We start from the raw sequence: 26,693 nt of genomic DNA, 5'->3' as shown, positions 1-26,693 counted from the left end.
CTCAGGACGGGGCCGCAGAGTCTCGATACGCCGGTCGCGACCTCCTTCGTCGGTCGCGCGGCTACTCGACCTCGCGGCAGGCTCCCGCCCTTCGCGGGCTCAGGGCGGGGCCGCTGAAGCAGAGGGGGCGGGATTCGAACCCGCGGTAGGTCTCCCTACGACCGCTTTCAAGGCGGTTCCGATCGGCCGCTCCGGCACCCCTCCTCGCGACGCCCCGAGAGACGCCACGCGGAGGATTCTAGGCGGTCCTCACTCCGACCCGCCGAGCTCCAGCTCCACGTCGTCGTAGGCGAGGTCGTTGAGCCGCTGCACGTGGTGGTGGACGTCGCCGACCAGGCGCTTCAGCTCGATCCGGACGTCCTCGACGGCCTCGGTCTCCAGGACCACGCTGCCGAGCCGGTTGAGCCGGCCCAGGATCACGTTGCGCTCGCGGAACGCCGTACCGCCGCGGGCGGCCAGCCAGCCGTCGTCGGTGCCGACGGACTCGTCGGCCAGGGCGTCGCGCAGGGCGGCCATCCGCTGCCGGACCACCCACCTCCAGTTGCCGAGGGGGACACCCTGCTGGCGGGGCGCGTCGAGCGCCTGGTCGAGGCCCTGGAGCGCGAGCGTGAGCCGGGTGGTCATCCCCCCGGCGAGGGGGGTGGGGCTGGTGGCCATGGTGCCTCCCGGCGATGACTGGGTCTCGAGTGTGACGCGGCTCACGGACGAGGACAAGCCTACCGACGGGCGGATTGGCGGCCCCCGCGGCGGCCGTCGTTCAATAGGAGGCGTGTCCGACGCCGCCCCGCTCTCGCCGACCGACGCCACCCCGGTGGACTACCGGCTGAACCCGGCCTTCGCGGCCCGGTTCGTGGGGCTCGCGCTGGTCCTCACGGCGATCCTGATGTTCGTCGCGACCGCGCTGGTCGCCGTCCTCGACCTCCCGGCCGACGTCCTGGTCGGGCTGCTCGTGGTCAGCGTGGCCGCCGTCTTCGTGCTCGGCTGGCGGCTCCGCTCGCGCTCCTACGTCCTGCGCTGCGACCGCGACGGCTACCGGGTCGGCCTGGTCCGTGGCGCGGGCGTCACCGCGGCCCGCTGGACCGAGGTGGCCGACGCGACCACCGCCAGCCCCCGCGGCATCCCCTGCGTCGTCCTGCGCCTCCAGGACGGCCGTACGACGACCCTCCCCGTCCAGGCGCTCGCCATCGACCGGGAGCAGTTCGTCCGCGAGCTGCAGCGCCATCTCCAGCGCGGCCAGGGTCTGCGCCCGCTCTGAGAGCCGGCATCGACACCGGGCCCACCCCAGATTCGTGCTGGACCGCACCGGCCTAGTAGCCTGTCGGCGCTGTCGAGGAGGCGTCGCCTAGTCCGGTCTATGGCGCCCGCCTGCTAAGCGGGTTTGGGGCTACAACCCCATCGAGGGTTCAAATCCCTCCGCCTCCGCCAGATGGACGTGGAAGACCCCCGGTGAGCATCGCTCACCGGGGGTCTTCTCGTGCCGGGTCCGCGCAGGGCGGTGCGCAGTCCACCGAACCGACCCCGCGAACGGGGGAGGGCTCACCGCCGCGCGGGCGCGTCGGCGCGGCGCGCCGGTACGGCGGTGAGACATCCACCGGTTCGGGCGCCGAGACGGTGGGCAGCTCACCGCCCGGCCGGGACCTCAGACCTCGACGCCCTCGACCGCGTGGTGCCGCCCGATGGGCAGCACCAGCGGCTTGCCCGAGACCGGGTCGGGGACGACGCGCGAGGTCATGCCGAAGACGTCCTGCACGGTCTGGGCGGTGAGCACCTCGGTGGGGTCGCCGGCGGCGTAGAGCCTGCCGCTGCGGACCGCGACGAGGTGGTCGGCGTACCGGGCCGCGAGGTTGAGGTCGTGCAGCACCATCACGATCGTGGTGCCGCGGCTGCGGTTGAGGTCGGTGAGCAGGTCGAGCACGTCGACCTGGTGGCTCACGTCGAGGAAGGTCGTCGGCTCGTCCAGCAGGAGTACGTCGGTCTGCTGGGCGAGCGCCATCGCGATCCAGACCCGCTGCCGCTGGCCGCCGGACAGCTCGTCCACCGACCGGTCGGTGAGCGACAGGGTGTCGGTCATTGTCAGCGCCTCGGTGACCGCGGCGGTGTCCTCGGCGGTCCACCGGCTCATCACCCGCTGGTGCGGGTTGCGGCCGCGGGAGACCAGGTCGCCGACGACGATGCCCTCGGGCGCGACCGGCGTCTGCGGGAGCAGCCCGAGGGTGCGGGCGACCTCCTTGGTCGGCAGCTTGTGCAGCGCCTTGCCGTCGAGCAGCACCTGGCCGCCCTTCGGGGCCAGCAGCCGCGACATGGCGCGCAGCAGGGTGGACTTGCCGCAGGCGTTGGCGCCGACGATGGCGGTGATCCGCCCCGGCGGCACGGCCAGGTCGAGGTCGTCGATGACGGTGCGGTCGCCGTACCCCAGGGTGATGCGCTCGACGAGGAGCGAGTGGGCGTCGGTCACAGCGAGCCTCCGGAACGGTTCGTGCGGATGAGCAGGTAGACGAGGTACGGCGCCCCGAGGACGCCGGTGATCACGCCGACGGGGTAGCGGTTCTCGAAGGCGAACTGCCCGAGCAGGTCGCCGGTCAGCACCAGCAGCGAGCCGACCAGCGCCGCCGGGATCATCAGCGACGTCCCGCCGCCGATGATGCGCGCCGCGATTGGGCCCGACAGGAACGCCACGAAGGCGATCGGGCCCGCGGCGGCTGTGGCGAACGCGATCAGGGTGACCGCGGCGACGATGGCGACCAGCCGGGTGCGCTCGACGCGGATGCCGAGCGCGGACGCGGAGTCGTCGCCCTGCTGCATCAGCGTCAGCCCGCGGGCCTGCGCGAGGAGCACGGGCCCGGCCACGACCAGGGCGAGGGCCAGCGGCCGCACCTGGTCCCAGCTGGCGTTGTTGAGGCTGCCGGTGAGCCAGCGCATCACGGTCTGCAGGTCCCAGACGGCGGCGCGGAGCATGAGGTAGCTGACGACGCTGTCGAGCATGGCGGCGACGGCGATGCCGATGAGGATCAGCCGGGTGCCGGCGACGCCGTCGCGGAAGGCCAGGACGTAGATCACCAGGGCGGTCGCGAGCGCCGCGGTGATGGCCATCAGCGAGACGGCCGTGCCGGTCATCTCGAGCGTGATGATCGCGAAGACGGCGGCCGCGCTCGCCCCGGAGCTGATGCCGATGAAGTCGGGGGAGGCCAGCGGGTTGCGCAGCATCGTCTGGAAGGTCACCCCTCCGACGCCGAACGCGGCGCCCGCGAGGACGGCGAGCGTGGCCCGGGGGAGTCGGAGCTCGCCGACCGTGAAGGAGGCGCCGGGCACGGTCTCGCCGCGGATCACGTCCCAGACCTCGCCGAGGCTGTAGACGGTGTTGCCGTAGACCAGGCTGACGACGTACAGGACGACGACGAGGGCGAGCATCACGGCGATCACCGCGGCCCGCCGTACGGCGCGGCGGCGACGGCCGCGGGCCACGACGTCGCCGGCGGACCGGACAGGCGTCTCCACGAGCGCGGTCACAGGGCACGCACCTTCTGCCGGCGGACGATGTAGATGAAGACGGGGGCGCCGAGGAAGGCGGTGACGATGCCGACGTCGATCTCCTCGGGCCGGGCCACGACGCGGCCGACGACGTCGGCCGCGGTCAGCAGCGCGGCGCCCATCAGCGCCGACAGCGGGAGCAGCCAGCGGTGGTCGATGCCGATCACCAGCCGGCACAGGTGCGGGACGACGAGGCCGACGAAGGCGATCGGCCCGGCGACGGCCGTGGCGGCGCCGCAGAGGGTGACCGCGCCGACGGCCGCGAGCAGCCGGGTCAGCCCGACCTTCTGGCCCAGGCCGGCGGCGACGTCGTCACCGAGGGCGAGCGAGTTCAGCCCCCGGGCCGTCGCGAGGCACAGCAGCGCCCCGATGGCGAGGAACGGCAGCACCTGCCACATCCGCGAGTACGTCGCCCCTCCGACGCCGCCGATCTGCCAGAACCGGAACGTGTTCATGACGTCGACCCGCGGCAGCAGGATCGCGCTGACCAGCGAGCTGAACGCGGCGGATGTCGCCGCGCCGGCCAGGGCCAGCTTGAGCGGGGTCGCGCCGCCGCGGCCCAGGGAGCCGATGGAGTAGACGAAGGCCGCCGAGAGCGCCGCCCCGGCGATGGCGACCCAGATGAACGACCGGGGCGAGGACAGCTCGAAGAACACGATGCCGGTCACGACGGCCAGGGAGGCGCCGGTCGTGACGCCCAGGATCCCGGGGTCGGCGAGCGGGTTGCGGGTGACGCCCTGCATGACCGCCCCGGCGATGCCCAGGGCCGCGCCGACCAGGATGGCCAGCAGGGTGCGGGGGAGGCGCCGGTTGACGGCCGCCTCGCCGACGGTGTCCGTCGCGCCGCCGAGCCCGCTGAGGACGTCGTCCCAGCCGACCACCCGGGCGCCGAACGCGACCGAGGCGACGACCGCGAGCCCGAGTGCCACCACGGTGGCCAGGACCCAGAGCGTGCGCGTCGCCGCCGACCGGGCCCCGGGGGCCACGGTCGACGGCGACGCGGAGGTGAGGGTGTCGCTCACGCCTTCTCGGCCGCCGCCTCGATGACGTCGAAGTACTCGTCGATGCCCCACATGATCGAGAGGGGCGACGGGTTGGCCGAGGCCGCCAGCGGGGTCGAGTCCTCGAAGATCGCGATCGCGCCGGCCTTGACGGCCGGGATCTTCGAGAGCAGCGGGTCCGCCTGGATCATCTTCACGATGTCGCCGCCGGCCGGGTCGCCGTACGTGATGAAGACGTCGACGTCCGCGAAGTCCTCGGGGTTCTCGGCGCTGCGGGTGACGTAGAACTCGTCGCTCTCGGACGAGGCCTCCTCGACGACCGCCGGGGTCACCATGCCGGACGCGGCCAGGAAGCCGGGCCGGGTGTCGTGGGTCGTGTAGAAGCCGACCGTGCTCAGGTCCTTCGGGTCGATGTAGGCGAACATCGCGCTCTTGTCGGCCAGCCCCGGGTGGGCGGCGAAGGACTCGCTGACGCGGGCCTGCAGGTCGGCGACGAGCTCCTCGCCCTCGGTCTCCAGGCCGAGCGCCTTGCTGTTCATCAGGGTCATGTCCTCGACCGAGGTGGACCAGGCGACGTCGGGGTAGGCCACGACGGGCGCGATCTTGCTGAGGGTGTCGTACTCCTCCTGGGTGATGCCGGAGTACGACGCCAGGATCACGTCGGGCTGCGTGTCGGCCACGGCCTCGAAGTCGATGCCCTCGGTCTCGTCGAAGAGCACCGGCGTCTCGGCGTCCAGCTCCTCGAGCTTCTCCTCGACCCACGGCAGGACGCCGTCGTTGTCGTCGTCGCCCCAGGTCGCCTTGCTCATGCCGACCGGGACGACGCCCAGGGCGAGCGGGACCTCGTGGTTGGCCCAGGCGACGGTGGCCACGCGCTCGGGCTTCTCCTCGATCGTGGTCTCGCCGTAAACGTGCTCGATGGTCACGGGGAAGGCCGCGGCGGAGGAGGAGCCGCCCTCGGACCCGCCGGCGTCGCTGGCCTCGGAGTCGTCGTCGCTGCCGCAGGCACCGAGGGTCAGGGCGAGGGCGGTCGCGGTGGCGGCCGCCAGGAAGCGCGTGGAACGCATGGAGATGCTCCGATCAGGATTAGGTAAGGCAACCCTAAACGACTTTGCCGACGCCTCCCACTCGGTCCCGGTTTGCGCGTCCCTGGGCAGGGGGAGGTGTTGCCAGCGGGGCGCGGCCCCACGGATAGTGGAGATCTCGGACCCCCCGGAAGGGCAACCCATGAACCTCGCTCGCAAGGCAGCTCTCGCCGTCACCGTCACGATCATCGGCCTCGGCGTGGTCGCGGTCCCCGCGCCCGCCCAGGCCACCAGCTGGGGCTGCGGCGGCTTCTGCCGCACGGCCGGCCGCTAGCCGCCGCTGACGCCCGGGGTCTCGTTGCCCGACACCCCGCGGGTGCCCATCGTGTACCCGAGCTGGAAGCGGGTCTCGGCGTCGTACTCCTCCTTGAGGTCGGCCACGTAGCCGGCGTACGTGCGCGGGCTCACGCCCAGCCGCTTCGCGCTGACCGGGTCCGAGTGGCCCTCGATCAGCATCCGGATCGTCATCGCGCGCTGCTCGGCTGCGATGTCCTTCATCATCGACGACTCCCGGTTCGCGAACGGTCGCCCGCGCTCCCAGGTGCGCTCGAAGATGTCGACCAGGTAGGCCACCACCGACGGCTCCCGCACGGCGATCGCCGTCCGCAGGTCGTCGGCCGCCGGGATCACCGCCACCCGCCGGTCGACCACGATCATCCGGTTGAAGAACTCGTCGAGCGTGCGCACCTCGGCGCCGCGGGCGGTGACGGCCGCGACGTACTGGTGGGTGATCGAGCTGCGCCGGGCGCTGTGCTGGTAGAGCGTCCGCAGCCGGGTGCCGCGTTCGAGCATGGCCGTGTCGCGCTCGGTGGCGATCGCGAGCGACGGGGCGTCGCGACCGGCCTGGGGCTGCGCGGTCAGCAGCTCGTCCTCCGCCTCGGCGACCAGGCCGGCGAGGAACGGGTCGATGGCCTCGCCGTGCAGGTAGGTGAACGGGCCCTGGCCCGCCGACTGCGGGGAGCGCCGCCAGCTGGTGCTGAGCCCGGCGAAGGCCCGGGCCCACTGGGAGGACTCGTCGAGCAGGCGGGCACCCTCCTGGCCCAGCGGCGAGACGACCCGGGACTGGATGGTGCTCGGGTCCTCGGCGACCCAGGTGTCGGTCGCGTCGTCGCGGCGGAGCAGGCCCAGCTCGGCGAGCAGCGCGAACGGCCGGTGCCGCTCGCCGCCCTCGGCGATCCGCTCGTCACTCGCGGGGAGGCCCCCGGCGGCCAGCACCTCGTCGTACAGGGCGGTGGCCTCGGACTCGAAGAGCGCGCGCCGGTCCGGACCGTAGGTCTCGGGTCCCGGGGTCGACACGGCAGTCATGCTCGCACAACGCACGAGGGCCCCACCCGTGACGGGTGGGGCCCTCGTGAGGTGGCGTGCCTCAGCCGCCGAGCCGGGCCCGGAGGCCGTCGAGCTCGGTCCAGAGCACGGCCGGCAGGTCCTCGCCGAACTTCTCGAACCACTCCTGGATCTGCGGGAGCTCGGCCTTCCACTCCTCGGGGTCGACGGCCAGGGCGGCGGTGAGCGCCTCCTCGGTCATGTCGAGGCCCTCGGTGTCGAGCGAGCCCGGCGCCGGCACGTGACCGATCGGGGTCTCGACCGCGGCGGCCTGGCCGTCGATCCGCTCGACGACCCACTTCAGGACCCGGCTGTTCTCGCCGAAGCCGGGCCACAGGAAGCCGCCCTCGTCGTCGCGGCGGAACCAGTTGACGTAGAAGATGCGCGGCAGCTTCGCGGCGTCGTTGTCCTTGCCGACCGTGATCCAGTGGTTGAAGTAGTCGCCGGCGTTGTAGCCGATGAACGGCAGCATCGCCATCGGGTCGCGGCGCACCACGCCGACCGCGCCGACCGCGGCGGCCGTCGTCTCGCTGGACAGGGTGGCGCCCAGGAAGGTGCCGTGCGTCCAGTCGCGGGCCTCGAAGACCAGCGGCACGGTCGTCTTGCGGCGGCCGCCGAAGAGGATCGCGTCGATCGGGACGCCGCGCGGGTCGTCGTACTCGTCGGCGAGGATGTCGCACTGCTTGATGGGCGTGCAGTAGCGGCTGTTCGCGTGGCTGGAGAGCTCCTCGGACTCGGGCGTCCACGGCTCGCCCATCCACGAGGTGGCCTTGGCGGGCGGGTTCTCGAGGCCCTCCCACCAGATGTCGCCGTCCTCGGTGAGCGCGACGTTGGTGAACACCGAGTTGCCCTTGTCGATGGTGCGCATCGCGTTGGGGTTGGTGTGGTTGTTGGTGCCGGGCGCGACGCCGAACAGGCCGTACTCGGGGTTGACCGCCCACAGCCGGCCGTCCTCCCCGACGCGCATCCAGGCGATGTCGTCGCCGAGGGTCTCGACCTTCCAGCCCGGGATGGTCGGCTCGAGCATGGCGAGGTTGGTCTTGCCGCAGGCGCTCGGGAACGCCGCGGCGATGTACTTGACCACGCCGGCCGGGCTGGTGAGCTTCAGGATCAGCATGTGCTCGGCCAGCCAGCCCTCGTCGCGGGCCATCGCGCTGGCGATCCGCAGGGCGTAGCACTTCTTGCCGAGCAGCGCGTTGCCGCCGTACCCGGAGCCGTAGGACCAGATGGTCCGCTCCTCGGGGAACTGCACGATGTACTTGGTGTCGTTGCACGGCCAGGCGACGTCGGCCTGGCCGTCGGCGAGCGGGTGGCCGACCGAGTGCACGGCCTGGACGAAGCTCGCGTCGAGCTCCTCCATCCGGCGCAGGACGTGGCTGCCCATCCGGGCCATGACGCGCATCGAGGCGGTGACGTACGCCGAGTCGGTGATCTCGATGCCGAACATCGGGTGCTCGGCCTCGAGGTGACCCATCACGAACGGGATGACGTACATCGTGCGGCCCTTCATGGAGCCCGCGTAGAGCTTCGTCATGAGGGTCTTCATCTCGCCCGGGTCCATCCAGTTGTTGGTGGGTCCGGCGTCGCGCTTGTCGACCGAGCAGATGTAGGTCCGGTCCTCGACGCGGGCGACGTCGATCGGGTCGGACGCGGCGTAGAACGAGTTCGGCTTGATCGCCGGGTTGAGCCGGGTGAAGGTGCCGGTCGACACCAGCGCGTCGGTCAGCTCCGTCCACTCCTCGTCGGATCCGGTGCACCAGTGGATGCTGTCCGGCTGCATGAGCGCGGCGAACTCGTCGACGAAGTCGAGGATGCCTCGGTGGGTGGTCGGTGCCTGCGTCTCGGCGGTCATTGCGTGGCTGTTCCCTCTCGCGCATCGCGGGATGCCTTCGGCTGCTGCCTCGGCGCCCCGGCCGTCGAGCGTGTCGACGGTGTGTCGTGGAGCTGTGTGGATCGCCCGGCTTCGTTGTCGGCGACTTTTGTGTCGTCCCCCGGAGTTGGAGACGAGGCTTCCGCACCCGTCTCGCCCCAGGATGTGGCGACGGTACCCCCGCGTTTTGGCCGCGCATATTGGATCGATCAAGGGTTCGTGGGCCGGGTCACACCACCTGCGCACGACACCGATTTCGGGTACAAACGGCCGTTCCGCTATCCTCGACCAGTCGTTCGGTCAGCCGGACGGATGCGCCTGTAGCTCAACGGATAGAGCATCTGACTACGGATCAGAAGGTTTGGGGTTCGAATCCCTACAGGCGCGCAGGACACGGAAGCCCCAGGTCAGCCTCGCTGACCTGGGGCTTCGTCGTTCCCCGAACGTCCCGCGGGCGGTCCTCCCCCCGGGCCGCGCTCGACGAGGACGGCGCGGGCCGGCGGTGAGCTTCGCCCCCGGCTGGGTACCCGGGCGTCATCTTCACCGACACCGCTCACCGGGTGGCGGCATGCTCGACACCCGCGTTGGGTGACGCGCGAAGGTGCGTGGACCTGAGGCCACCCGCTCTCCAGGTCGGCGCGATCGGGCCGCCCCGCTCACTCGGAGAGAACCGGTCGAGTGAGCGGGGTGTGGGCTCCCGGGGCTGCCAGCCAGCGCGCCTCCGGGGTCAGCGGTCGTCGCCGAGGTCGAGCCGGGGGAGCTCCCGCCGCGACTCGGGACCGGACGTGAGCCGCTGGGCGACGGTCCGGACAGCGGGCAGTGCGGCGACCTTGGTGACCCAGCGCAGGACGCGGACGCCGGCGGCGGAGCTCGGGGCCGCGAGGCGGGGCACGCCGGGCGGGAGATCCTGGGCGTCCTCGACCAGGGGGCGCATCCAGTCGTCGTACTGCTGGAAGGCGGCCAGGTGGCCACCGGCCGGAGCCTGGGAGAGGAAGGCGGCGAGGACGTAGGCGCCGGTCAGCGCCAGCGAGGTGCCGCCCCCGCCGATCGGGGTCACGCACCAGGCGGCGTCACCGAGGAGGCAGACCCGGCCGCGGTGCCAGGCGGGCGCGACGACCTGGCGCAGGTGGTCGACGTACAGGTCGTCGGCGTTCGCCAGGCCGTCGAGGATGCGGGGGACCTCCCACCCGACGTCCTCGAAACGCTCGCGCAGCGCACCACGCAGCTGCTCGTCGTCGAGTCCGTCCAGCACGGGGTCGTCGGTGAGGAAGTTCAGCATCGCCCGGACCGTCCCCACGTCGTCGGGGCGCAGGGACGCCTGGCGCGAGTCCGGGACGACGAGCACGTTCCACCAGTCGTCGTCCGTCTCGGTGCGGGCGATCGTCCCGTAGGTGACGTACATGCCCAGCTCCCGCTGGTCGGCCTCGTCACCGAAGACCAGCTCGCGCGTCAGCGAGCCGACCCCCTCCGCCACCACGACGAGGTCGTAGGTGTCGGTGGCGCCGCTCGACAGGGTCACCTCGACTCCGTCGTCGCGCTCCGTCAGCGAGGTCACGCGCGCGCCGAAGCGCCAGGTGACGGTCTCGGGGCAGGCATCGACCAGGATCCGCGACAGCGCGCCTCGGAGGATCTCCAGCTCCGCGGTCGGGCCGTCGCGTCCGTCGTGGCGGTCGACCGGGAACTCCGACACGACGACGCCGTTCTCGTCGAGGAACCGGGTGCCGACCTCGCCGGTGTTGCGTGCGCGGACGGCGTCCTCGAGGCCCATCAGGCGGAGCACCTCCCGCCCGGTGGCGCGGACGTCGACGTTCTGGCCGCCCTCGCGCAGGCGGGGGGCAGACTCGAGCACGGTGACGTCGAAGCCGGCGCGGTCGAGCCAGTAGGCGACGGCCGGGCCGGCGACGCCGGCGCCGGTGACGAGGATGCGGGGCGGAACGGTCATGAGGTCCTCTCGATCTGTCGGGGCCACCAGAAGCGGTCCCCGAGGAGTACGGCGACGGCGGGGACGAGCACGGTGCGGATGACGAGGGTGTCGAGCAGGACGCCGACGCAGATGACGACGCCGATCTCGGCCAGGCCGACGGCGGGCAGCAGGCCCAGGACCGTGAAGACGGCCGCCAGCAGGATCCCGGCGCTGGTGATGACGCCGCCGGTGGCCCGGAGTGCGTGCAGCATCCCCTCGCGCGTCCCGCGGGACGGTGTCTCCTCGAGCGCCCGGGTGACGAGGAAGATGTTGTAGTCGATGCCGAGCGCGACCAGGAACACGAAGGCGATGAGCGGGACGTTCGTCTCGAGGCCGTCGTACCCGAGCACGCCGACGAAGATCCACCACGACGCGCCCAGCGCGGCGGCGTACGTCGCCACCACGGTGGCCACCAGGATCACCGGAGCCAGGATCGACCGGAGCAGGCCGCCCAGCACGAGGGTGACCAGGAGGACCAGGAGCGGGACGATCAGGAGCAGGTCCCGCCTGGTGGCGTCGGCCCTGTCGACGGCCTCGGCCTCGGTGCCGCCGACGAAGGTCTCCGGGTAGGGGTCGAGGTTCTCGCGCAGCGTCTCGACGGTGTCCTTGGCGGCGTCCGAGCCGGGCGCGGACGCCAGGACGGCCTCGACCAGGCTGACCCCGTCGGCCTGCTGGCTCACCGTCGTGGACTCGACCCCCTCCGTCTCGCCGACGGCCCGGAGGACAGCGTCCGGGTCGGCCTCCGTCACCACCTGGACGGGCTCGGAGGTGCCGGCCGGGAAGGACCGCGCCAGCCGCTCCGCTCCGACGATCGCCTCCGGCTTGGTCTTGAAGGCCTCGCTCGCGTCGAGGCCCAGGCTGATCCCGAAGAGGCCGGTGGACGCCACGGCGACGAGCGCCAGGCTGCCGGCCACGACGGCCCGCGGGCGTCGGGAGACGAGACGGCTCACGCGCGCCCACACCGAACGGTCCGCCGGTCCGCCGTCCTCCGCGGGGCGGTCCGGGGCGTGGTGGGGGACCCGGGGCCAGAAGATCGGCCGACCGAAGCAGACGAGGGCCGCCGGGAGAACGACCAGCACGAAGATCGAGGCGACGGCGATGCCGATGGCGGACGCGACGCCCAGGGCCCGGGTGCTGGGCGTCAGGGAGAGGGCCAGGGTGAGGACGCCCAGGACGACGGTGGCGGCGCTGGTCAGCACGGCCTCCGCCGTACGACGGAGCGCGACGGCCATGGCGTCGTACCGGGACTCGTGGCGCGCCAGCTCGCTGCGGTAGCGCGAGATCAGCAGGAGGGCGTAGTCCGTGCCGGCGCCGAAGACCAGGATGGACAGGATGGCGGTGGTGGCGTCGTCGAAGGCCACCCCGAGCCCGGCCATGACCTGGGTCCCGACGACGGCAGCGAGCCGGTCGGCGACACCGATGACGGCCAGCGGCACGATCCACAGCACCGGGCTGCGGTAGGTGATGACCAGCAACAGGGCCACCACGAGGGCGGTCGCCCCGAGCAACCGGGTGTTGGCGTCGTCGAAGACGGCGTCGATGTCGGTGGCCACGGCAGCGGGGCCGGTGACGGCGGCGGTCACGCCGGTCGGGGTCGACTCGGCGAGCTCCGACCGGAGGGCCTTGACCTCAGAGATCTGGCCCAGCTCGTCGGTCGAGCGGATCGGGACGACGGCGAGTGCCGCCGTACCGTCCTCGGCGACCCGCACGGACCGGTCGTCGCTCGACGTCGCGCCCAGCCGTTCCGCCAGGACCCCGAGATCCTGGACCGTGGACTCCGGCAGCGTCCCGGTCTCCGCCTCGAAGAGCACGACCGCGGCGCCGTCGCTCTCCGGGAGGTCGGCGATCAGCGCGGCGGCGCCGGCGCTTCCCGATCCGGACGGGAGCGTGTCCGTCGGTCGCGCCGTCCGCTCACCGTCGCCCACCAGTCCGATCACCAGGATCGCGACCACGAGGGGCAGCAGCGCCAGGGCGGGCGCGACGCGCCGGGTGAGCACCCGGCTCACCCAGTGCGGAGGCTCGGCGTCCGCGCGCACCTCCGGCGGCGGGCCTACGGTAGGAGCAGCATTGGTCACGATGTATCCCGTCAGAAGAGAGACCCACTGAGTAAGCCAGTGGGCAAGTTTCTTAGTCAGTGAGACACTTTGTCAGTGAGCGAGCCAGGAATCAACCCGCCGACCACGGAGGCGCTCCGTGAGCTGGTGGCCGCCGCGTTCGAGGTACGACGAGCCGTCCTCCGCCGTACCGGTCTCACCGAGGCCGAGCTCCGGGCGATCGAGCACCTGAGTGACACCCCGTCCTCGCCGGGCGACCTGGCCCGGCTCCTGCACCTGACGACCGGGGCGGCGACCGGCGTCGTCGACCGGCTGGAGGGGCGCGGGCACGTCGAGCGCCGCCCGCACCCGAGTGATCGTCGTCGGATGGAGGTGCACCTGACCGCCAGTGGTCACGCGGAGGTGGACCACCAGCTGGCCCCGATGCTGGACCCGCTCACCCGTCTCGACGCGAGTCTCGGCGAGGACGAGCGCGCCGTCGTCCTGAAGTTCCTCCACGACGCGGTCGAGGCGTTCCACGAGCTGGTCGACGCCGACGGCTAGGTAGCTGTCCGAGGGCTGTCCCCGCTCGGCGTCGGCGGAACGGGTCTAGGGGCGCTCGCCGTCCGCGAGGACGGCCAGGGCGGCCTCGACCTGCGCGACCCGTTCCGGGCCGACCGCGTCACTCCAGCGTCGACGCAGCTCGTCGAACCTGGCCGCCCCGATGGCGGTCATGTCGCGGCCGCGGGACGTCACGGCCAACACCTTCCGGCGAGCGTCCTTCGGGTCCGACTCCCGGTGCACGTACCCCAGCTGCTCCAGCGTCGCGATGGTCTTGGCGGCCGCCTGCTTGGAGACGCCGAGCCTGCGACCCAGGGCCGAGGCGTCCTGGGCGCCGTCGGCGATCGCGGCCAGCGCGAACTCGAGCGTGGCGGTGACGCCGGGGTGTCCGCGCTCCTCCAGGTCGGCGACGACCTGCGCCACCATCGCGTCGAAGGCGCCCAGCAGGAGCGTGGCCAGCCTCGCCCCCGGAGATGAGTCCATGGGTCTCACTGTAGGAGCTCGCTCGGCGATTGACAACCAAGTTGTCCAATGCGACGATCAGACAACCTAGTTGTCTATCTGAGGAGTGTCATGTCCACCCAGAACGCGCGCGGAGCCTCGATCCCCGAGGTGACGCACCACCTGGCCGAGGTCGGCGACGCGTCGCTGCACTACGTCTCCGCCGGCACCCACGGGTCGCCGGTCCTGCTCGTCCACGGGTTCCCCGAGTCCTGGTGGGCCTTCCACGAGCTCATCCCGCTCCTCGCCGGTCGGCACCGGGTCTTCGCCGTCGACCTGCGCGGGTTCGGCGACTCCTCCGTCGCGGCGGAGGACCACAGCAGTGCCGTGGCCGCCGACGACCTCTACCGGCTGGTCCGGCGTCTCGACGTCGGTCCGGTCCACCTCGTCGGCCAGGACGTCGCCGGCGGGACCCTCTACCGCCTGGCGTCCTCGCATCCCGAGGTGGTCGCCAGCCTGACCGCGGTCGAGATGGGCCTCGCCGGCTTCGGGCTCGAGGGATTCGCGGACGTCACCCACGGCGGCTCGTGGCACCTGGGAGCGATCGCCGCCCCGGGCATCGCCGAGATGCTCTTCGCCGGACGTGAGCGGGACCTGCTCGGGCGGTGGGCGTTCCCGTCGATGACGGCTGTCGTGGGCTCGGTCACCGACGCCGATGTCGAGGAGTTCGCCCGCGGGTACGCCCGTGCCGGCGGCTGGCGGGGCGCGATCGGCCTCTACCGCTCGATCCTCAGCGAGGGCGCCGAACTTCGCGCGCTGGCTGCCGGGAGGCCTCTCACGGTTCCCGCCCTGGCGGTCGGCGGGTCCGGGGGTTCCTTCACGGCCACGACGTTCGAGCAGGTCGTCGAGGGACCCGTCACCTCGGTCCTGCTCGAGGGCGTGGGTCACCACGTCGCGCTCGAGTCCCCGCGCGAGCTGGCAGCCGCGCTCCTGCCCTTCCTCGCCGACGTGGACCGGTCAGCAGGGGAGGGGGACGAGGCCGGTGGAGTGGGTCGCTGAGGACCCCGGTCGGGTGGCCTCTAGCCGAGGGTCGCCGTGACGGCGGTGAGCGCGGTGCGGATGACGCCGAGCTCGGCGGCCACGTCGCGGCACGGACCGCAGGTGCTCAGGTGGGGCGCCGTGTGGGCGGGGGTGGCGTCCCGGGAGCGGGCCGCCGCCACCAGGGCGGCACGACACGCGGTGCATGCGTCGTCGCCGGTCGCGGGGACGTGGAGACGGAAGTAGGCGTCGCGCAGGCCCTCACGGGCCCGGAAGGCGAGGGCGGCCGCGGCGTTGGCGCTGATGCCGAGCCGGGTGCCGACCTCGCGGAGGGAGCGCTGCTCGACGGTGGTCCACCACAGGACCAGCTGCCAGCGGGCCGGCAGGTCGTCGATCGCGGCGGCCAGCAGCCGGGACTCCTGGCGGACCGGGCTGTCGGGGAGGGAGTCCCCCGGGGTGCGGTCGGCGGGCTCGAGCTCGGCCTCGACGTCGTCGGTCCAGATCAGGCGTGCGTCGCGGCGGGCGAGGTCGGCCGCGCAGCTGCGGACGGCGGTGATCAGGTAGGCCCGGAACGAGACGCGGGGCCCGCGCCCCTGCTGGATCTGGTCCAGGACGCGGGTGAACGCCTCGGCCACGACGTCGTCGACGTCGTCGGGGCGGCACAGACCGTGGGCGATGCCGCGGGCCACGGAGAGGTGCAGGCGGTAGAGCTCCTCGACCGCGCCGGGATCGCCGGCCCGGGCCGCCGCGAGCAGCGCCCGGTCGCGCTCCGCGACCGACGTCATCGGGTCCGTCGGCCCCGCGTCCGGGCTCCGCGTGCCGCGTCGAGCGGAGGGGCGGAGCATCGAGAACACGGCAGTAGGCTACCGGCTGTCGACGTCCGGATCGGCTCGGGAGACGTCGGGTCGACGAGGGCGGTCCAGGTCGACGGAGGGCGGACGCGGTGGTGAGCTGGAGACGTCGCGACCCGTCGCGGACCCCGGCCCGCCGACCGGGCGAGGCGCCCTCGGACCTGCGGGTGCACCTTCCGCTGCTGTGGCCCGCCGGGCCCGACGGCCCGGTCGACGAGGCCGCGCTCCGGGCGCTCGCCCGGGAGTACGCCCGGACCGGCCGGGGGGTGGAGGACCTGCTCGCCGACCTCGACCGGCTGTGCTCCGTGCTCGGGATCGGCGCGTCCAGCCGGATGATCGAGACGTCGTCGATCGCGTGGGCCGATGCGTTCCTGGACACCGTCGGAGGCGTGGCGCCGCAGCCCGGGGAGTCGCTCGCCGAGGTGGAGCGGCGGCTGCAGGGCGGAGCCGCGGCCGACGTCCGGCTGCTCGTCGTCTCCTGGGCGGGCCGGCCGGACCCGTCCGAGCTCGGCCGGGTGGTCACGGAGATCCGGCGGATCTTCCCGGGCGCAGCGGTCGCCGAGCAGGCGGGCGCGGCCCGGGTGCTGGCCGCCGTCGACCGTGACGACGCCGGGCCCCGCACCGACCGTCTGCGGGCGCGCTGCGCCGAGCTGGGCCGTACGACGCCGCCGACGGTCGAGGTGCTCCAGGGGCCGACCGACGCGCAGCCGATGCGGGCCCTGTTCCGCGACGCGGGGTGAGGACGTGACCGATCCCGTGGAGGGCCTCCTGGAGGACGTCACCGAGATGACCCGGCAGGCGGCGGTGGACGGGCTCACCCTCGGCTCGGTCTACGCCGACGTCCGGCTGGTCCTCGACCTCGACCCGTCCGCCGACCTCCCGCCGGAGGTGCTGCGCGCCTGCGCCGTCGCCTGGTCGAGCGCGCACCGGGACCTCGACCGGCACTCCGACGTCCTCGTGCTCGGCTGGGACGAGCTCGAGGACCGGCTCTGGGACGCGTCCTCGCGGCCGGGTGCCGAGCCGCCCGACTGGGCCGTCCTGGTGGAGACGGAGGACGCCGCATCGCGACCGGCGCTGCTGCCGCCCGAGGACGTCCTGCGCGCCGCCGCGGACCTGCTTGCGAGCCGGCTCGGGCGGGCGGGCGAGCACGTGGCCCTGGTCCCCCGGTCGGGTGCGGTCGCGGGTCGGGTCGTCGCCCTGGTCCAGGGCGAGGTCGAGCGCGCCGAGCAGGTCCGGTCGTGGGTCCTCGACCTGGCCCCTGTGGGGACCCGGGTGGCGGCGACGCTGCACCGGCTGGTCCACCCCGACGGCGTGCTCGGGGCGCTCCGGGAGCTGGACCCTAGGGCCGCGCGCGGCGACTGAGGTCGGAGGCGGCCGCCTCCAGCAGCTCGGCCACCTCGGCGACGGAGCCGGTCCGGGTGGCGACCAGGTGGCGATCGCCGAGCCCGGTCTCGTCCAGCCACGCCTGCACGGCCGGCTCCGCGACGTCCTTGACGACGAGTGCGACCGACGACTGGTCGTACCGCCCGGTCGCGACCGCCTCGGGCCGGGGCTCCCAGGACGCCAGGGCGGTGGCGGTGTCGGCGAGTCGAGCGGGGTCTCCCGCGTCGACGAGGAGGGCGACCGCGGTGGCCTCCTGGGCGTCGGGGTGCTGCGCGGCCTCGGCCAGCGCCTGCTGGAAGGCGCGCGGGGAGAGCAGGCCGGTCGCCGGGTCGTGGGACGGGACCCGGCCCATCAGCGCCCGCCGGGTCCAGCCGGGCGCGGCGTCCGACCCGACCGGGGTGGAGCGCCGCAGGAGGCAGACCCAGCCACCGGGAGGCGCGCCGTCGGACGGCAGCCGCTGGACGTAGCCGCTCAGCCGGACGTGGTCGCTCCCGACCACCAGCGAGACGGTCACGGTGTCGAGCTCGCCGAGGTCGGCGCCGAGGAGCTCGCCGGCGTGGGTCCCCGGCTCCGGCGGCACGGCGCCCCGCATCGCGTAGAAGAGCCGCGTGGGGGCGTTGACCTCGACCAGCCGCTGCTGGGCGTCGAAGAGCAGGACGAGGGCGCCGAGGTCGTCGATCAGCGTGCCCGCCTCCGGCCGGGCGTGCAGGTCGTCGCCGGCCCGGACGGCGGTGGCGACGATGACGACGAGGGTCACGGTCATGAAGAGGTCGGTGACGTTGAGGCGGAAGGCCTCGGCGATGAGGGTGACGACGGCGGCCACCAGGATGAACCGCGCCAGCCAGCGCGGCCCGCGCTCCCGGTCGTTGGCGCGTCGCGCGACCCGGACGGCGATGGCCAGCAGCAGCGTGAAGCAGTAGACGGTGTTGACGACGAAGAGCACGAACCGTACGTCGGTGCCGCCGACCAGGCGGACGGCCAGGATGAGCGCAGGCGCGGCCAGCCAGGTGGCGGTGAGTGCGCGTCCTGGTCGCCAGTCGTGCTCGGCGAACCAGCCGGCCCACATCAGCACGGCACCCGTCGTGAAGGCGATCGCCGGGAACCAGGGCGCCTGGTGCCAGGGGTGGATGCCCTCGTGCTTGACCGAGGCCACGCACAGGGTCCACACCACGGTGCCGACGCCGGCCCAGCCGAGGTGGGGGAGCAGGGCGCGCACCCGCGGGGGCAGCAGCAGCAGGACGGCGGTGGCGACCACGGCCACCACGGCCGCGAGCAGGTGCACGGCCGTCACCACAGACACCCCGGTCATCGCTCGTCCCCACGATCGTCGATGGACATCGGGCCGTCGGACCCGATGACGTCCAGCCTCCCCGGCGGGACGCACAGGGGCCGCTCACCGGCGTGCGAACGGGCCGAATTCACCCGCGGTTTCACCTGATTCGCCGCCCGGTCCCGGCACCGGCCACCCGCGGAGCGGGAGGTCGTCTAGACCATTCGACGGGGTGGCGTAAGGACCCCTCTCCTGCGCCGTCACCTCTCTCGGTGCGACCGCTCGGGCGCACGCGATCGAGGTGTGGGGACGTGGATTTTCGTGGGTAGCAGCAGCTGGAGAAGGACCATGGCGGCGCTGGTCGCCGTGGTCGTCATGGGGACGGCCGGCGGTGCGGCGGCGTTCGAGCCGGGGGAGACCGCGACGCCGGGCCCGGGGGACACCGGAACGACGGCGCCGGCCGTCGAGCCCGACGTCGAGCAGCCTGACGCGACGCAGGAGACGCCGGCCACGAAGCCGGACGAGGAGCCGGACGAGGAGCCGGACGAGGAGCGGGTCGAGGGCCCGGGTCCGACGGTCGGCCCCCCTCCGGCCGTGGCGTTCGCGGCGGCCGCCCAGTCGGTCGTCGGCATCTCCAAGGAGACCAGCCTCGACGGGGACCCGCTGGTTCCGGGCGGCCAGTTCACCTACGTCCTGACGGCGCGCTGCTCCGGCCTGACGGTCGGCTGCATCGGCCAGACGGTCACCGACGTGCTGCCCGCCGGCCTGGACGTCACCTCGCTGCCGTCCTCGACCGACACCCGCCTCGTCGAGTACGTCGCGGCGACCCGCACCCTGACCGTCACCTTCGTCGAGCCGCTCCAGGAGCCGGTCGGCGAGACCGGCCTCAACGACGGCGCCACCCGGGTCTTCGAGATCGGCATGCGGCTGCCCGCCGCCACGCCGCTCCCGGACGGCACGGAGATCAGCAACACCGCGACCACCGTGGCGGAGAACGCGGACGAGGCGACCAGCACGGCCGTCGTCGAGGTCGCGGTGCCCCGTGACGTCCGCCCGGTCGCCACGAAGACCTGGACCGACGGGTCCGCGGTCGCCGGCAGCAACGAGGCGACGACCGTGACCCTCGGGGTCCGCAACGCCTCGTCCAGCTCGGTCACCGTCGAACGGCTGCGGGTCACCGACGCCACGCCGGCGACGTACGAGCACTTCGACCTGACCGCGGTCGAGCTGGTCACCTTCCCGGCCGGTGCGGACCGGGCGCGGCTGCTGGTCTGCACGAGCGCCGGCTCCGACTGCGCCTCGCCCTCGGCCTGGGAGGCCGGTCCGACGGTCTCGGCCACCGGCCCGCTCGCCCTGCCCGCCGGCGTGGCCGCGGGCGACGTCACCGGCGTCCGCGTGGAGTTCTTCGACGCCACCGACGAGGCCCTCCCGTACGACGCCACCGGCGGCACCGTCCGCCTGGGCCTCCGGCTGCGCGAGACGCTGCGCTCCTCCGGCGACGAGCTGGCGCCGACCACGAAGCTGACCGTCAGCAACTGCGCGGTGCCGGGCGCCACGGAGCCCGACGCCACCCTGACCAGCGGCGCGTCGGTCTGCGACACCTTCGACGTGCTGCCCGACACGGTGCTCGTGCACGCCACCAAGACCTACGTCGCCGACACCGACGGCGACTTCACCCGCGAGAACGGCGAGTACGCCGTGGTGGGCGAGTCGTCCCCGGTCTCCGCGGCCGTGGCGATCCGCAACGACTCGGCCTTCCCGCTGCGCCACGTCCGGATCACCGAGCCCGACGCCGGCGCGCCGGCCTCCGAGTTCGAGAAGCTCGACGTCACCCGGATCCGGCTCCGCTTCCCGTCCGGCGCGACGACGGCCCACGTGGTCGTGACGTACGCCGACGGCAGCACCGACCTCGAGCAGGACCTGACCGCCACCGGCGTCGTCGACGTCGCCCGGGCCGGCACCCGCCCGACCGGCATCGAGGTGCTCTACACCGGTGTCGACGGGGACGGGCAGCCGTCGATCGCGATCGGCGCCACGTCGTACCTCGACCTGCACGGGACGCTGAACGCCGGCGTCACCGCCGCCGACCTGGCGAGCGGGTCGTCCCCGGGCGTCGGCAACTGCGCCGCCTACCGGGCCCAGGCCGACGTCTCCGACAGCACCGGCACCACCTCAGGCAACGCCTGCGCGACGCTCAGCGTCGAGGCCCGACGGTACGGCGGCTCCGGGGTGAAGACCGTCGGCCAGACGTCGGTCCCGCCGGGCCAGCCGATCGCGTTCTCGTTGACCGTGACCAACAACGGCAACGTGCCCCTGGTCGACCCGGTCGTGTCCGACCCGCCGGTCGAGGCGGACGGCACGCCCCGGACGGCCGACAACCCGTTCGCGGTCCTGCAGCTGGTCTCGGCCCAGGTCCGCAAGGACACCGGCACCCCGGACGTCGACCTGGAGGTCTTCGACCCGGTCGCCGACGCCTGGGTGGCCTACGCGGCCGGCAACGCCGCGCTGCTGACCCGCGCCACCGGCATCCGTGCCCTGGTCGACGGCGAGCTGGCCCCGACCAAGCGGGTCTTCCTCGACCTGGTGACCGAGCGGCGCACCGGCGTCGCCGACGGCATCGCCTTCCGCAACTGCTTCGTCGTGGGGGCGGTCGGCTACACGGGCGACCCGGCCTGCTCGGCCGAGATGACCACGGCCCCCGCCTCCAGCGGCGCGGTCCTGAACAAGTCGATCGCGCCGGGACAGCTCCCGGCGCCGATCCCCGGGGTCCCGGAGCAGACCGCGCAGGTGCGGCTGACCGTGGCCAACACCGGCAACGTCAGCGCCAAGCGGCTGCAGATCACCGACGCGGACGCCGCGTTCTTCGACGCCGTCGACCTCGGCCGGGTCCGGTCCGTGACCTTCCCGCTCGGCGCGAACCGGGTCCAGGTCGACGCCCGCACCGGCGCCGGCTGGGCGACGGGCACGCCCGTGGCCAGCGGCGCGTCGTACCCCCTCCCGGCGGGGGTCGCGGCCGGCGACGTCACCGGTGTCCGCGTCACCTTCACGAACAGCAGCGGCGATTACGCGCTGCTGCCCTGCGAGGGCACGCCGACCCCGACCGCGTGCACCGGCGCCGTCGTCCTCGACGTGCACCCGCGCGCCGCCCGGCGCTCGGACCCGGAGGCCACGCCGCCGGCGGAGCTGGAGAACACCGCCTCCGCGGGCTTCGAGACCCGGCTGCAGACTGCGGGCGTCCTGGCTCCGGTCGACCCGGTCGACGCCTCCCTGGACCTGGTCGAGGGCGAGCCCCAGCTGGACGTCGAGAAGACGCCGAACAGCGCCATCGCCCCGGGCGAGAACGCGCCGTTCCAGCTGATCGTCACCAACTCCGGTACGGCGGACCTGCCGGGCCTCGTCGTCCGCGACCTGCTGCCGGCCGGCCTGACCTTCGACGAGTCGTTCGCGAGCGGCGTCGGCTACCGGATCGTCGGCGTGCAGGTGCCGGCCGGCACCGAGGCGCTGCCGACCCCGACGTTCACCACGACGACGGACGCCGGCCGGGTCTCCGGCCTGCGCTGGTCCTTCGGCGACTGGGTGATGCGTCCGGGCGCGACCTTCACGATCGAGATCCAGGTGCGGCTGTCGCCCGGGGTCACCGAGGGCCAGGTCAGCACCAACCTGATGGGCGCCTCGTCGCCGGCCGACGGCCTGGCCTGCGCGCCCGGCAGCGGCACCTCGACCGACGGGTCCGTCGGGACCGGCACCTGGTGCACCGACACGGCCGCGGTCACGACCAAGGCCGGGGCCGCCTTCGAGGCCCGCAAGTGGGTCGCCGGCACCGACGCGCTCGGCTGGTGGGACAACCGCCACGGCGAGCAGGTCCCGGTCGGCGACGCCGCCTGCCCGGTGCGCACCGAGGCGGGCCGGACCTACACGGCGTACCCGTGCGTGGCGTTGGTGAACCCGGGTGACCGCTACGACTACCTGATGCGGATGGTGAACTCCGGCACCGAGCCGGCCACCGCGATGCGGGTCATCGACCGGTTCCCGGTCCAGGGCGACAAGGGCGTCGTCCTCAGCGGCACCGACCGCGGCACCCAGTGGGCCAACCGGCCGACGCTGGCCTCGGCCCCGGAGCTGATCGGCAGCGGGACGCTCACCACCACCTACGCCCACAGCGAGGCCGGGGTCTGCACGGCGGACCTCTCGATGACCTCGGCGTGCGGCGCCGGCACCTGGGCCGACCCGTACGGCGCGGCCGCGGTCGCCGCCCAGCTGCGCGTGCAGTGGGACACCCCGCTGGCGCCCGGCGAGGGCGTGAGCATCGTGTTCTCGATGGACACGCCCCTGGAGGTCGCCCGGGTCGCCGACCCGACGATCGCCTGGAACTCCTTCGGTCACGCCGAGACCACCCGGCGCTCCAACGGCAGCACCCGGGTGCTGCCGCCCACCGAGCCGATCCAGGTCGGCGTGGCCACGGCGTACGGCGCCCTGCGCGTCGAGAAGGAGCTGGGGACCAACCCCGGTGACCTGCCGGTCGCGACGCGGGAGTTCGAGATCGACTACTCCTGCACGATCGACCCGGTCGGCAACCCGGTCCAGACGGTCGCCGAGGGCACCCTCACGCTCCGGCCCGGCAAGGACGACACCGTCACCGGGCTACCGGGTGGCGCGGAGTGCCGGGTGTGGGAGGCCGACGCCCACGGCGGCGTCACCAGCCACCCCGAGGACGACCCGGCGATCGTCACGATCGACCCGCAGCTGGGCCCCGACCCGGCCCCGGCCGCCACGGTCACCGTGACCAACAGCTACCCGCTGGCCGAGATCGTGGTGAGCAAGGCGGTCGAGGGCGGCGCCGCCGAGCTGGGCGCGGCTACGACGTACCCGGTCGAGGTGCTCTGCGCGATGGACGGCGTGACGGCGGCCGGCTTCCCGGTCACCGTCGACCTCGTCGGCGACGACAGCGAGACGCTCGACGCGCCGGTCGGCTCGACCTGCACGGCGACCGAGCTCGACGCCGGCGGCGCCACGTCCTCGTCGGTCACGCCGGCCGCGGGGGTGCTGGTCGTCCCGGGCGCGACGGCGCCGCTGACGCTCGAGGTGGTCAACACCTTCGAGCAGGCCCACCTGGAGATCCTCAAGCGGGTCACCGGCGCCGGCGGCTCCCTCCCCGAGGGCCCGTTCGAGTACGACGTCCGTTGCACCTTCGAGGGCGCCACCCTCGGCCCGGTCTCCGTCGCGGTGCCCTGGCCGGCCGGCTCCACGGAGGTGGTCGAGGACGTGCCGCTGCTGCTCCCCGTGGGCGCGGTCTGCACGGTCACGGAGACCGACGACGGCGGCGCCGACGCGACCCCGGCGCCGGTCACGGTGACCCTGGTCGACAACGCCGACGACAACACGGTCCGGGCGACGTTCACCAACGAGTTCTCCGCCGGCACGGTCGCCGTCGCCAAGGAGCTCGCCGGGGCCGGCGCAACGGCGTCGTACGCGACGGACGCGGTGTTCACCGTCGACGTCACGTGCGCGCTGGACGACCCGGCGAACGTGGTGTTCTCCCAGCCGGTGGCTCTCCGCGGGGGTGAGCGCGTGGCGCTCACCGACGCGGGCGGGGACCCGGTGCTGCTGCCGCTCGACACCCGCTGCTGGGCCACGGAGAGCGACACCGGCGGGGCGACCGGACACACCGTCAACGCCGGCTCGTACGACGACGCGCTGGTCGTCGTCGACGGCACGCCCGACGACCTCCAGGCGCTGGAGCTGGAGGTCGTGAACACCTTCGACCTCTCGGCCCTGATGCTCGACAAGGTCGTGAACGGCGCCGCGGCGTCGTACGCCGCCGGCCGCGAGTACGACGTGGCGGTCACCTGCGTGCTGCAGCAGGGCGCCACCACGACGCCGTTGCTGACCGCGCAGCCCTTCACGGTGACCGCGGGGACCCCGGTCACCGTGCCGGACCTGCCGGTCGGCGCCGAGTGCTGGGCGACCGAGACCGACGCCGGCGGGGCCACCGCCTCGACGGTGGAGTTCGCGGGGCCGGCGAGCCCGGCGTTCGTTACGGCGGCCGGCACCCACCTGAAGGTCGTCAACACCTTCGACGCCGGCGAGCTGGTCGTCGCCAAGCGCGTCGTCGGCGGACCGGCGGGGCCGTACTCGTTCGCGCTCGCCTGCACCACGGACCTCGGTCCGGTGACGCTGAGCGCGGCCGACGCCGCGTTCGAGCTGCGGGCCGGCGAGCGCCGGAAGATCGTCGTCCCGCTCGGGGCCGCGTGCACCGTCACCGAGACGGACGTCGACGGCGACGTCCGGGTGACCTTCGAGGACAGCGGGCCCGGCCGGGACGACGGCACCGTCGTGGTCGACCCGAGCGCCAAGGTGACGGTCGTCAACACCTTCCCGGAGGTCGAGGGCAACCAGGGCGAGGACGACGACCCGGGCGTCGGGGGCAACACGGCCGGCACGCTGCCCGACCTGGGTGGACCGAGCCTCTGGCTCGCCCTCCTCGGGGTGCTCCTGGCCGCCGGCGGCGTGCTGCTGCTGACCGGACGGCGGGCCCGTCGCGGCTGAGCCCCGGCAGCGCCGTGCCCGCCTCGTCGCGGGCACGGCGCTGCTGCTCCTCGGCCTGGCCGTCCTCGGCTGGTACGGCTGGCAGCTGTGGGGGACCACCTGGGTCGCGCAGCGTGAGCACGCGCAGATCCGCGACGACCTCGCCGAGGCCTGGGCCGGCGGGTACGACGACGTCCGGGTGGGCGACGCCCGGGCGTCCGCGGTCGTCCGCATCCCCCGGTTCGGGGCGGACTTCGCCGTACCGCTGCTGGACGGGACGTCCGACGACGTGCTCGCCCGCGGCCTGGGCCGCTACGACGACAGCGCGCGCCCGGGCGGCCGCGGGAACCTGACGCTGGCGGGGCACCGGGTCACGCACGGCGAGCCGTTCCGCGACCTGCCGGACCTCGAGGTCGGCGACGAGGTGGTGGTCGAGACCCGCGATGCGGTCCACACCTACGTCCTGGACACCGCGGGCGACGCGCTGTCGGTGCCGTTCACCGAGAGCTGGGTGCTGGACCGGCGACCGGCCAACCCGGACGGCGACGGCCCCGGGCCCGTCACCACCCCGGGGGCTCGGCTGATCACGCTCACCACCTGCGCCGAGCTGTTCCACACCGACGACCGGCTGGTGGCCTTCGGTCACCTGCTCCGCAGCGAGCCGCGCGAGCGGTGAGACGGGCGGTGAGACGGGCCGGGCAGGGCGTCGGTGGTGCGACGCCCTGCCCGGCACCCGACCGGGACCGCGGGTCTGACTCCGCGGGCCTCGTGGACTCCATGACGGGGACACGGAGCCGGGCACAGAGGAGACGGGCTCGGCGCTCGATCCTTACGCGGCCTCGAGCTCGTCGTCGGGGAGGTCCACCGGCGTCGAGCTGCGGAAGTGCCCGGTGACGGAGAGCAGCACGCCGCCGAGGACCCAGGCGACCAGGACGACCCACTCGTGCAGGGTCGAGGCGTCGGGGAAGTAGCTGACCTCGCGGAACAGGCTCTGGGCGGCGCCGGGCACGAAGTACTGGCCGATCTCGCCCCACGGCCCGGTGATGAACTGGTACGGCGTGGTCCCGCCCGAGATCGGGTTGGCGACGAGCATCGTCAGCACGGCCCCGACCCCGATGCCGGGGGCGCCGAGGAGGGCGTTGAGGCCGACCACGGTCGAGGCGGTGCCGAGCATCGCGACGGCGAGGACCAGGGCGCTGGTCCAGAACCCGCCCGCGGCGATGCCGAGCAGCGGGCCGGTGACCACGGCGGCCAGGAGGCCGGCGGCGGCGGCGTACACGCCGAGGGCCAGGAGGCGGCGGGTCACGCCGGCGACGAGCAGGGAGACGAGGACGCCGCCGACGATGCCGCCGAGGACGAGGGGGAAGCCCATGGCGCTCAGCCCCGCGCCCGCGGGGTCGTCCTCGGACAGCGGCACCACGTCGGTGACGGTCGGGGTGACGCCCTGGGCGGCGCCCATTTGGGCGCCGAGGCCCTGGACGACCGCGGTCGCGGGGGCCTGGCCGGCCCCGGCGACCAGCACCTCGGGCGCGGCCGGGTCGAGCACGAGGGCGCCGTACACCTCGCGCTCCTGGATCGCCCGGACCGCGTCGGCGCGGCTGTCGTACGACGTGGGGTCGACCGGCAGGTCGGCGCTCGCGGGGAGCTGGCCGCCGACCACGCCGACCGGGAGGTCGTGCGGCTCTGAGGTGGCGACGGGCCACAGGAAGGCCAGGACGACGAGCGCGACGACGAGTCCGGCGACCAGGCCGAGGACGGCGGCGACGGCCGGACGGGTACGGCGGGTGGTGGTGCTCATGGCAGTGCTCCTAAACAGAATCA

General features: G+C 73.6%; 20 protein-coding genes, 3 tRNA genes and 1 pseudogene. 10 read left to right on the top strand and 14 right to left on the bottom strand.

Annotated features, from left to right (window positions below; genetic code table 11):
* Window positions 1-119 precede the first annotated feature (119 nt).
* Window positions 120-204 (bottom strand) — tRNA-Ser (locus BLT76_RS22250).
* A gap of 45 nt (window positions 205-249) precedes the next feature.
* Entirely contained in the window at window positions 250-657 is a 408-nt protein-coding gene (locus BLT76_RS22245) for a hypothetical protein (protein ID WP_244509526.1), read from the bottom strand.
* Window positions 658-769: 112 nt separating this feature from the next.
* Here BLT76_RS22245 and BLT76_RS22240 point away from each other — a divergent pair, with 112 nt between their 5' ends.
* Window positions 770-1,255 (top strand): hypothetical protein, encoded by a 486-nt coding sequence (locus BLT76_RS22240; RefSeq protein WP_244509525.1) that lies wholly within the window; start codon window positions 770-772, stop codon window positions 1,253-1,255.
* A 76-nt stretch (window positions 1,256-1,331) separates the two neighbouring features.
* Window positions 1,332-1,425 (top strand) — tRNA-Ser (locus BLT76_RS22235).
* A gap of 214 nt (window positions 1,426-1,639) precedes the next feature.
* On the opposite strand, the gene BLT76_RS22230 is transcribed toward BLT76_RS22235, so the two are convergent.
* The 4 genes from BLT76_RS22230 to BLT76_RS22215 are packed head-to-tail and all read right to left on the bottom strand — an operon-like array spanning window position 1,640 to window position 5,596.
* The gene (locus BLT76_RS22230) at window positions 1,640-2,455 is read right to left on the bottom strand and encodes an ABC transporter ATP-binding protein (RefSeq protein ID WP_090860493.1); all 816 of its coding nucleotides are present in this window, start codon (window positions 2,453-2,455) and stop codon (window positions 1,640-1,642) included.
* Complete coding sequence (locus tag BLT76_RS22225) at window positions 2,452-3,507, bottom strand: FecCD family ABC transporter permease (RefSeq protein ID WP_244509524.1); 1,056 nt, start codon at window positions 3,505-3,507, stop codon at window positions 2,452-2,454. The genes BLT76_RS22230 and BLT76_RS22225 overlap by 4 nt, the downstream gene beginning before the upstream one ends.
* Window positions 3,504-4,550, bottom strand: a complete 1,047-nt coding sequence (locus tag BLT76_RS22220) for a FecCD family ABC transporter permease (RefSeq protein ID WP_244509523.1) — start codon at window positions 4,548-4,550, stop codon at window positions 3,504-3,506. Before BLT76_RS22220 ends, BLT76_RS22225 begins: the two co-directional genes overlap by 4 nt.
* On the bottom strand, window positions 4,547-5,596 hold the full coding sequence (locus tag BLT76_RS22215; protein ID WP_090860492.1) for an iron-siderophore ABC transporter substrate-binding protein: 1,050 nt from the start codon (window positions 5,594-5,596) through the stop codon (window positions 4,547-4,549). The genes BLT76_RS22220 and BLT76_RS22215 overlap by 4 nt, the downstream gene beginning before the upstream one ends.
* 160 nt (window positions 5,597-5,756) lie before the next feature.
* Here BLT76_RS22215 and BLT76_RS26645 point away from each other — a divergent pair, with 160 nt between their 5' ends.
* On the top strand, window positions 5,757-5,888 hold the full coding sequence (locus BLT76_RS26645; RefSeq protein ID WP_257024105.1) for a hypothetical protein: 132 nt from the start codon (window positions 5,757-5,759) through the stop codon (window positions 5,886-5,888).
* Here the strand turns inward: BLT76_RS26645 and BLT76_RS22210 are convergent.
* Together BLT76_RS22210 and BLT76_RS22205 are read right to left on the bottom strand one after the other, a co-directional pair.
* Window positions 5,885-6,910, bottom strand: a complete 1,026-nt coding sequence (locus BLT76_RS22210) for a phospholipase D-like domain-containing protein (protein ID WP_244509522.1) — start codon at window positions 6,908-6,910, stop codon at window positions 5,885-5,887. The two genes, BLT76_RS26645 and BLT76_RS22210, sit on opposite strands and share 4 nt — an antisense overlap.
* Window positions 6,911-6,980: 70 nt before the next feature.
* Window positions 6,981-8,789 (bottom strand): phosphoenolpyruvate carboxykinase (GTP), encoded by a 1,809-nt coding sequence (locus BLT76_RS22205; protein ID WP_090860490.1) that lies wholly within the window; start codon window positions 8,787-8,789, stop codon window positions 6,981-6,983.
* 332 nt (window positions 8,790-9,121) lie between these two features.
* Here BLT76_RS22205 and BLT76_RS22200 point away from each other — a divergent pair.
* Window positions 9,122-9,194: transfer RNA gene (locus BLT76_RS22200), tRNA-Arg, on the top strand.
* A 340-nt stretch (window positions 9,195-9,534) separates the two neighbouring features.
* Here the strand turns inward: BLT76_RS22200 and BLT76_RS22195 are convergent.
* A complete protein-coding gene (locus BLT76_RS22195; protein ID WP_090860489.1) occupies window positions 9,535-10,749 on the bottom strand; it encodes an FAD-dependent monooxygenase in 1,215 nt (404 codons plus the stop codon).
* On the bottom strand, window positions 10,746-12,776 hold the full coding sequence (locus BLT76_RS22190) for an MMPL family transporter (protein ID WP_090860508.1): 2,031 nt from the start codon (window positions 12,774-12,776) through the stop codon (window positions 10,746-10,748). The genes BLT76_RS22195 and BLT76_RS22190 overlap by 4 nt, the downstream gene beginning before the upstream one ends.
* Window positions 12,777-12,920: 144 nt before the next feature.
* On the opposite strand from BLT76_RS22190, the gene BLT76_RS22185 reads away from it, so the two are divergent.
* A complete protein-coding gene (locus BLT76_RS22185) occupies window positions 12,921-13,367 on the top strand; it encodes a MarR family winged helix-turn-helix transcriptional regulator (RefSeq protein WP_170867206.1) in 447 nt (148 codons plus the stop codon).
* Window positions 13,368-13,412: 45 nt separating this feature from the next.
* Here BLT76_RS22185 and BLT76_RS22180 read toward each other — a convergent pair whose 3' ends face one another.
* Entirely contained in the window at window positions 13,413-13,847 is a 435-nt protein-coding gene (locus BLT76_RS22180) for a MarR family winged helix-turn-helix transcriptional regulator (protein ID WP_090860487.1), read from the bottom strand.
* 90 nt (window positions 13,848-13,937) lie between these two features.
* Between BLT76_RS22180 and BLT76_RS22175 the strand changes: the two genes are divergently transcribed.
* Complete coding sequence (locus BLT76_RS22175) at window positions 13,938-14,864, top strand: alpha/beta fold hydrolase (RefSeq protein ID WP_090860486.1); 927 nt, start codon at window positions 13,938-13,940, stop codon at window positions 14,862-14,864.
* Window positions 14,865-14,884: 20 nt separating this feature from the next.
* On the opposite strand, the gene BLT76_RS22170 is transcribed toward BLT76_RS22175, so the two are convergent.
* A complete protein-coding gene (locus BLT76_RS22170) occupies window positions 14,885-15,688 on the bottom strand; it encodes an RNA polymerase sigma factor (protein WP_244509529.1) in 804 nt (267 codons plus the stop codon).
* A 101-nt stretch (window positions 15,689-15,789) separates the two neighbouring features.
* On the opposite strand from BLT76_RS22170, the gene BLT76_RS22165 reads away from it, so the two are divergent.
* Both BLT76_RS22165 and BLT76_RS22160 read left to right on the top strand, forming a co-directional pair.
* Entirely contained in the window at window positions 15,790-16,434 is a 645-nt protein-coding gene (locus tag BLT76_RS22165; RefSeq protein ID WP_139175798.1) for a hypothetical protein, read from the top strand.
* A 4-nt stretch (window positions 16,435-16,438) separates the two neighbouring features.
* Window positions 16,439-17,056, top strand: coding sequence for a hypothetical protein (locus tag BLT76_RS22160; RefSeq protein ID WP_139175796.1), 618 nt, complete (start codon window positions 16,439-16,441; stop codon window positions 17,054-17,056).
* On the opposite strand, the gene BLT76_RS22155 is transcribed toward BLT76_RS22160, so the two are convergent.
* Window positions 17,034-18,386, bottom strand: a complete 1,353-nt coding sequence (locus BLT76_RS22155; RefSeq protein WP_139175794.1) for a hypothetical protein — start codon at window positions 18,384-18,386, stop codon at window positions 17,034-17,036. The genes BLT76_RS22160 and BLT76_RS22155 overlap by 23 nt on opposite strands.
* A gap of 282 nt (window positions 18,387-18,668) precedes the next feature.
* Here BLT76_RS22155 and BLT76_RS22150 point away from each other — a divergent pair, with 282 nt between their 5' ends.
* Together BLT76_RS22150 and BLT76_RS22145 are read left to right on the top strand one after the other, a co-directional pair.
* Window positions 18,669-24,893 carry a DUF5979 domain-containing protein gene (locus BLT76_RS22150; RefSeq protein WP_139175792.1) on the top strand — a complete coding sequence of 2,075 codons (6,225 nt, stop codon included), beginning with the start codon at window positions 18,669-18,671 and terminating at the stop codon, window positions 24,891-24,893.
* Between the two features lie 37 nt (window positions 24,894-24,930).
* Window positions 24,931-25,548, top strand: a pseudogene (locus tag BLT76_RS22145) (class E sortase); the annotation flags it as partial.
* A gap of 153 nt (window positions 25,549-25,701) precedes the next feature.
* Here the strand turns inward: BLT76_RS22145 and BLT76_RS22140 are convergent.
* A complete protein-coding gene (locus BLT76_RS22140) occupies window positions 25,702-26,670 on the bottom strand; it encodes a hypothetical protein (RefSeq protein ID WP_090860479.1) in 969 nt (322 codons plus the stop codon).
* Between the last annotated feature and the right edge of the window lie 23 nt (window positions 26,671-26,693).

It is taken from the genome of Nocardioides lianchengensis (assembly GCF_900101465.1).
In the GTDB taxonomy this organism is placed as follows: Bacteria; Actinomycetota; Actinomycetes; order Propionibacteriales; family Nocardioidaceae; genus Nocardioides; species Nocardioides lianchengensis.
The sequence above is the reverse complement of the archived record's forward strand: the minus strand, read 5'-3'. Positions and strand labels throughout refer to the sequence as shown.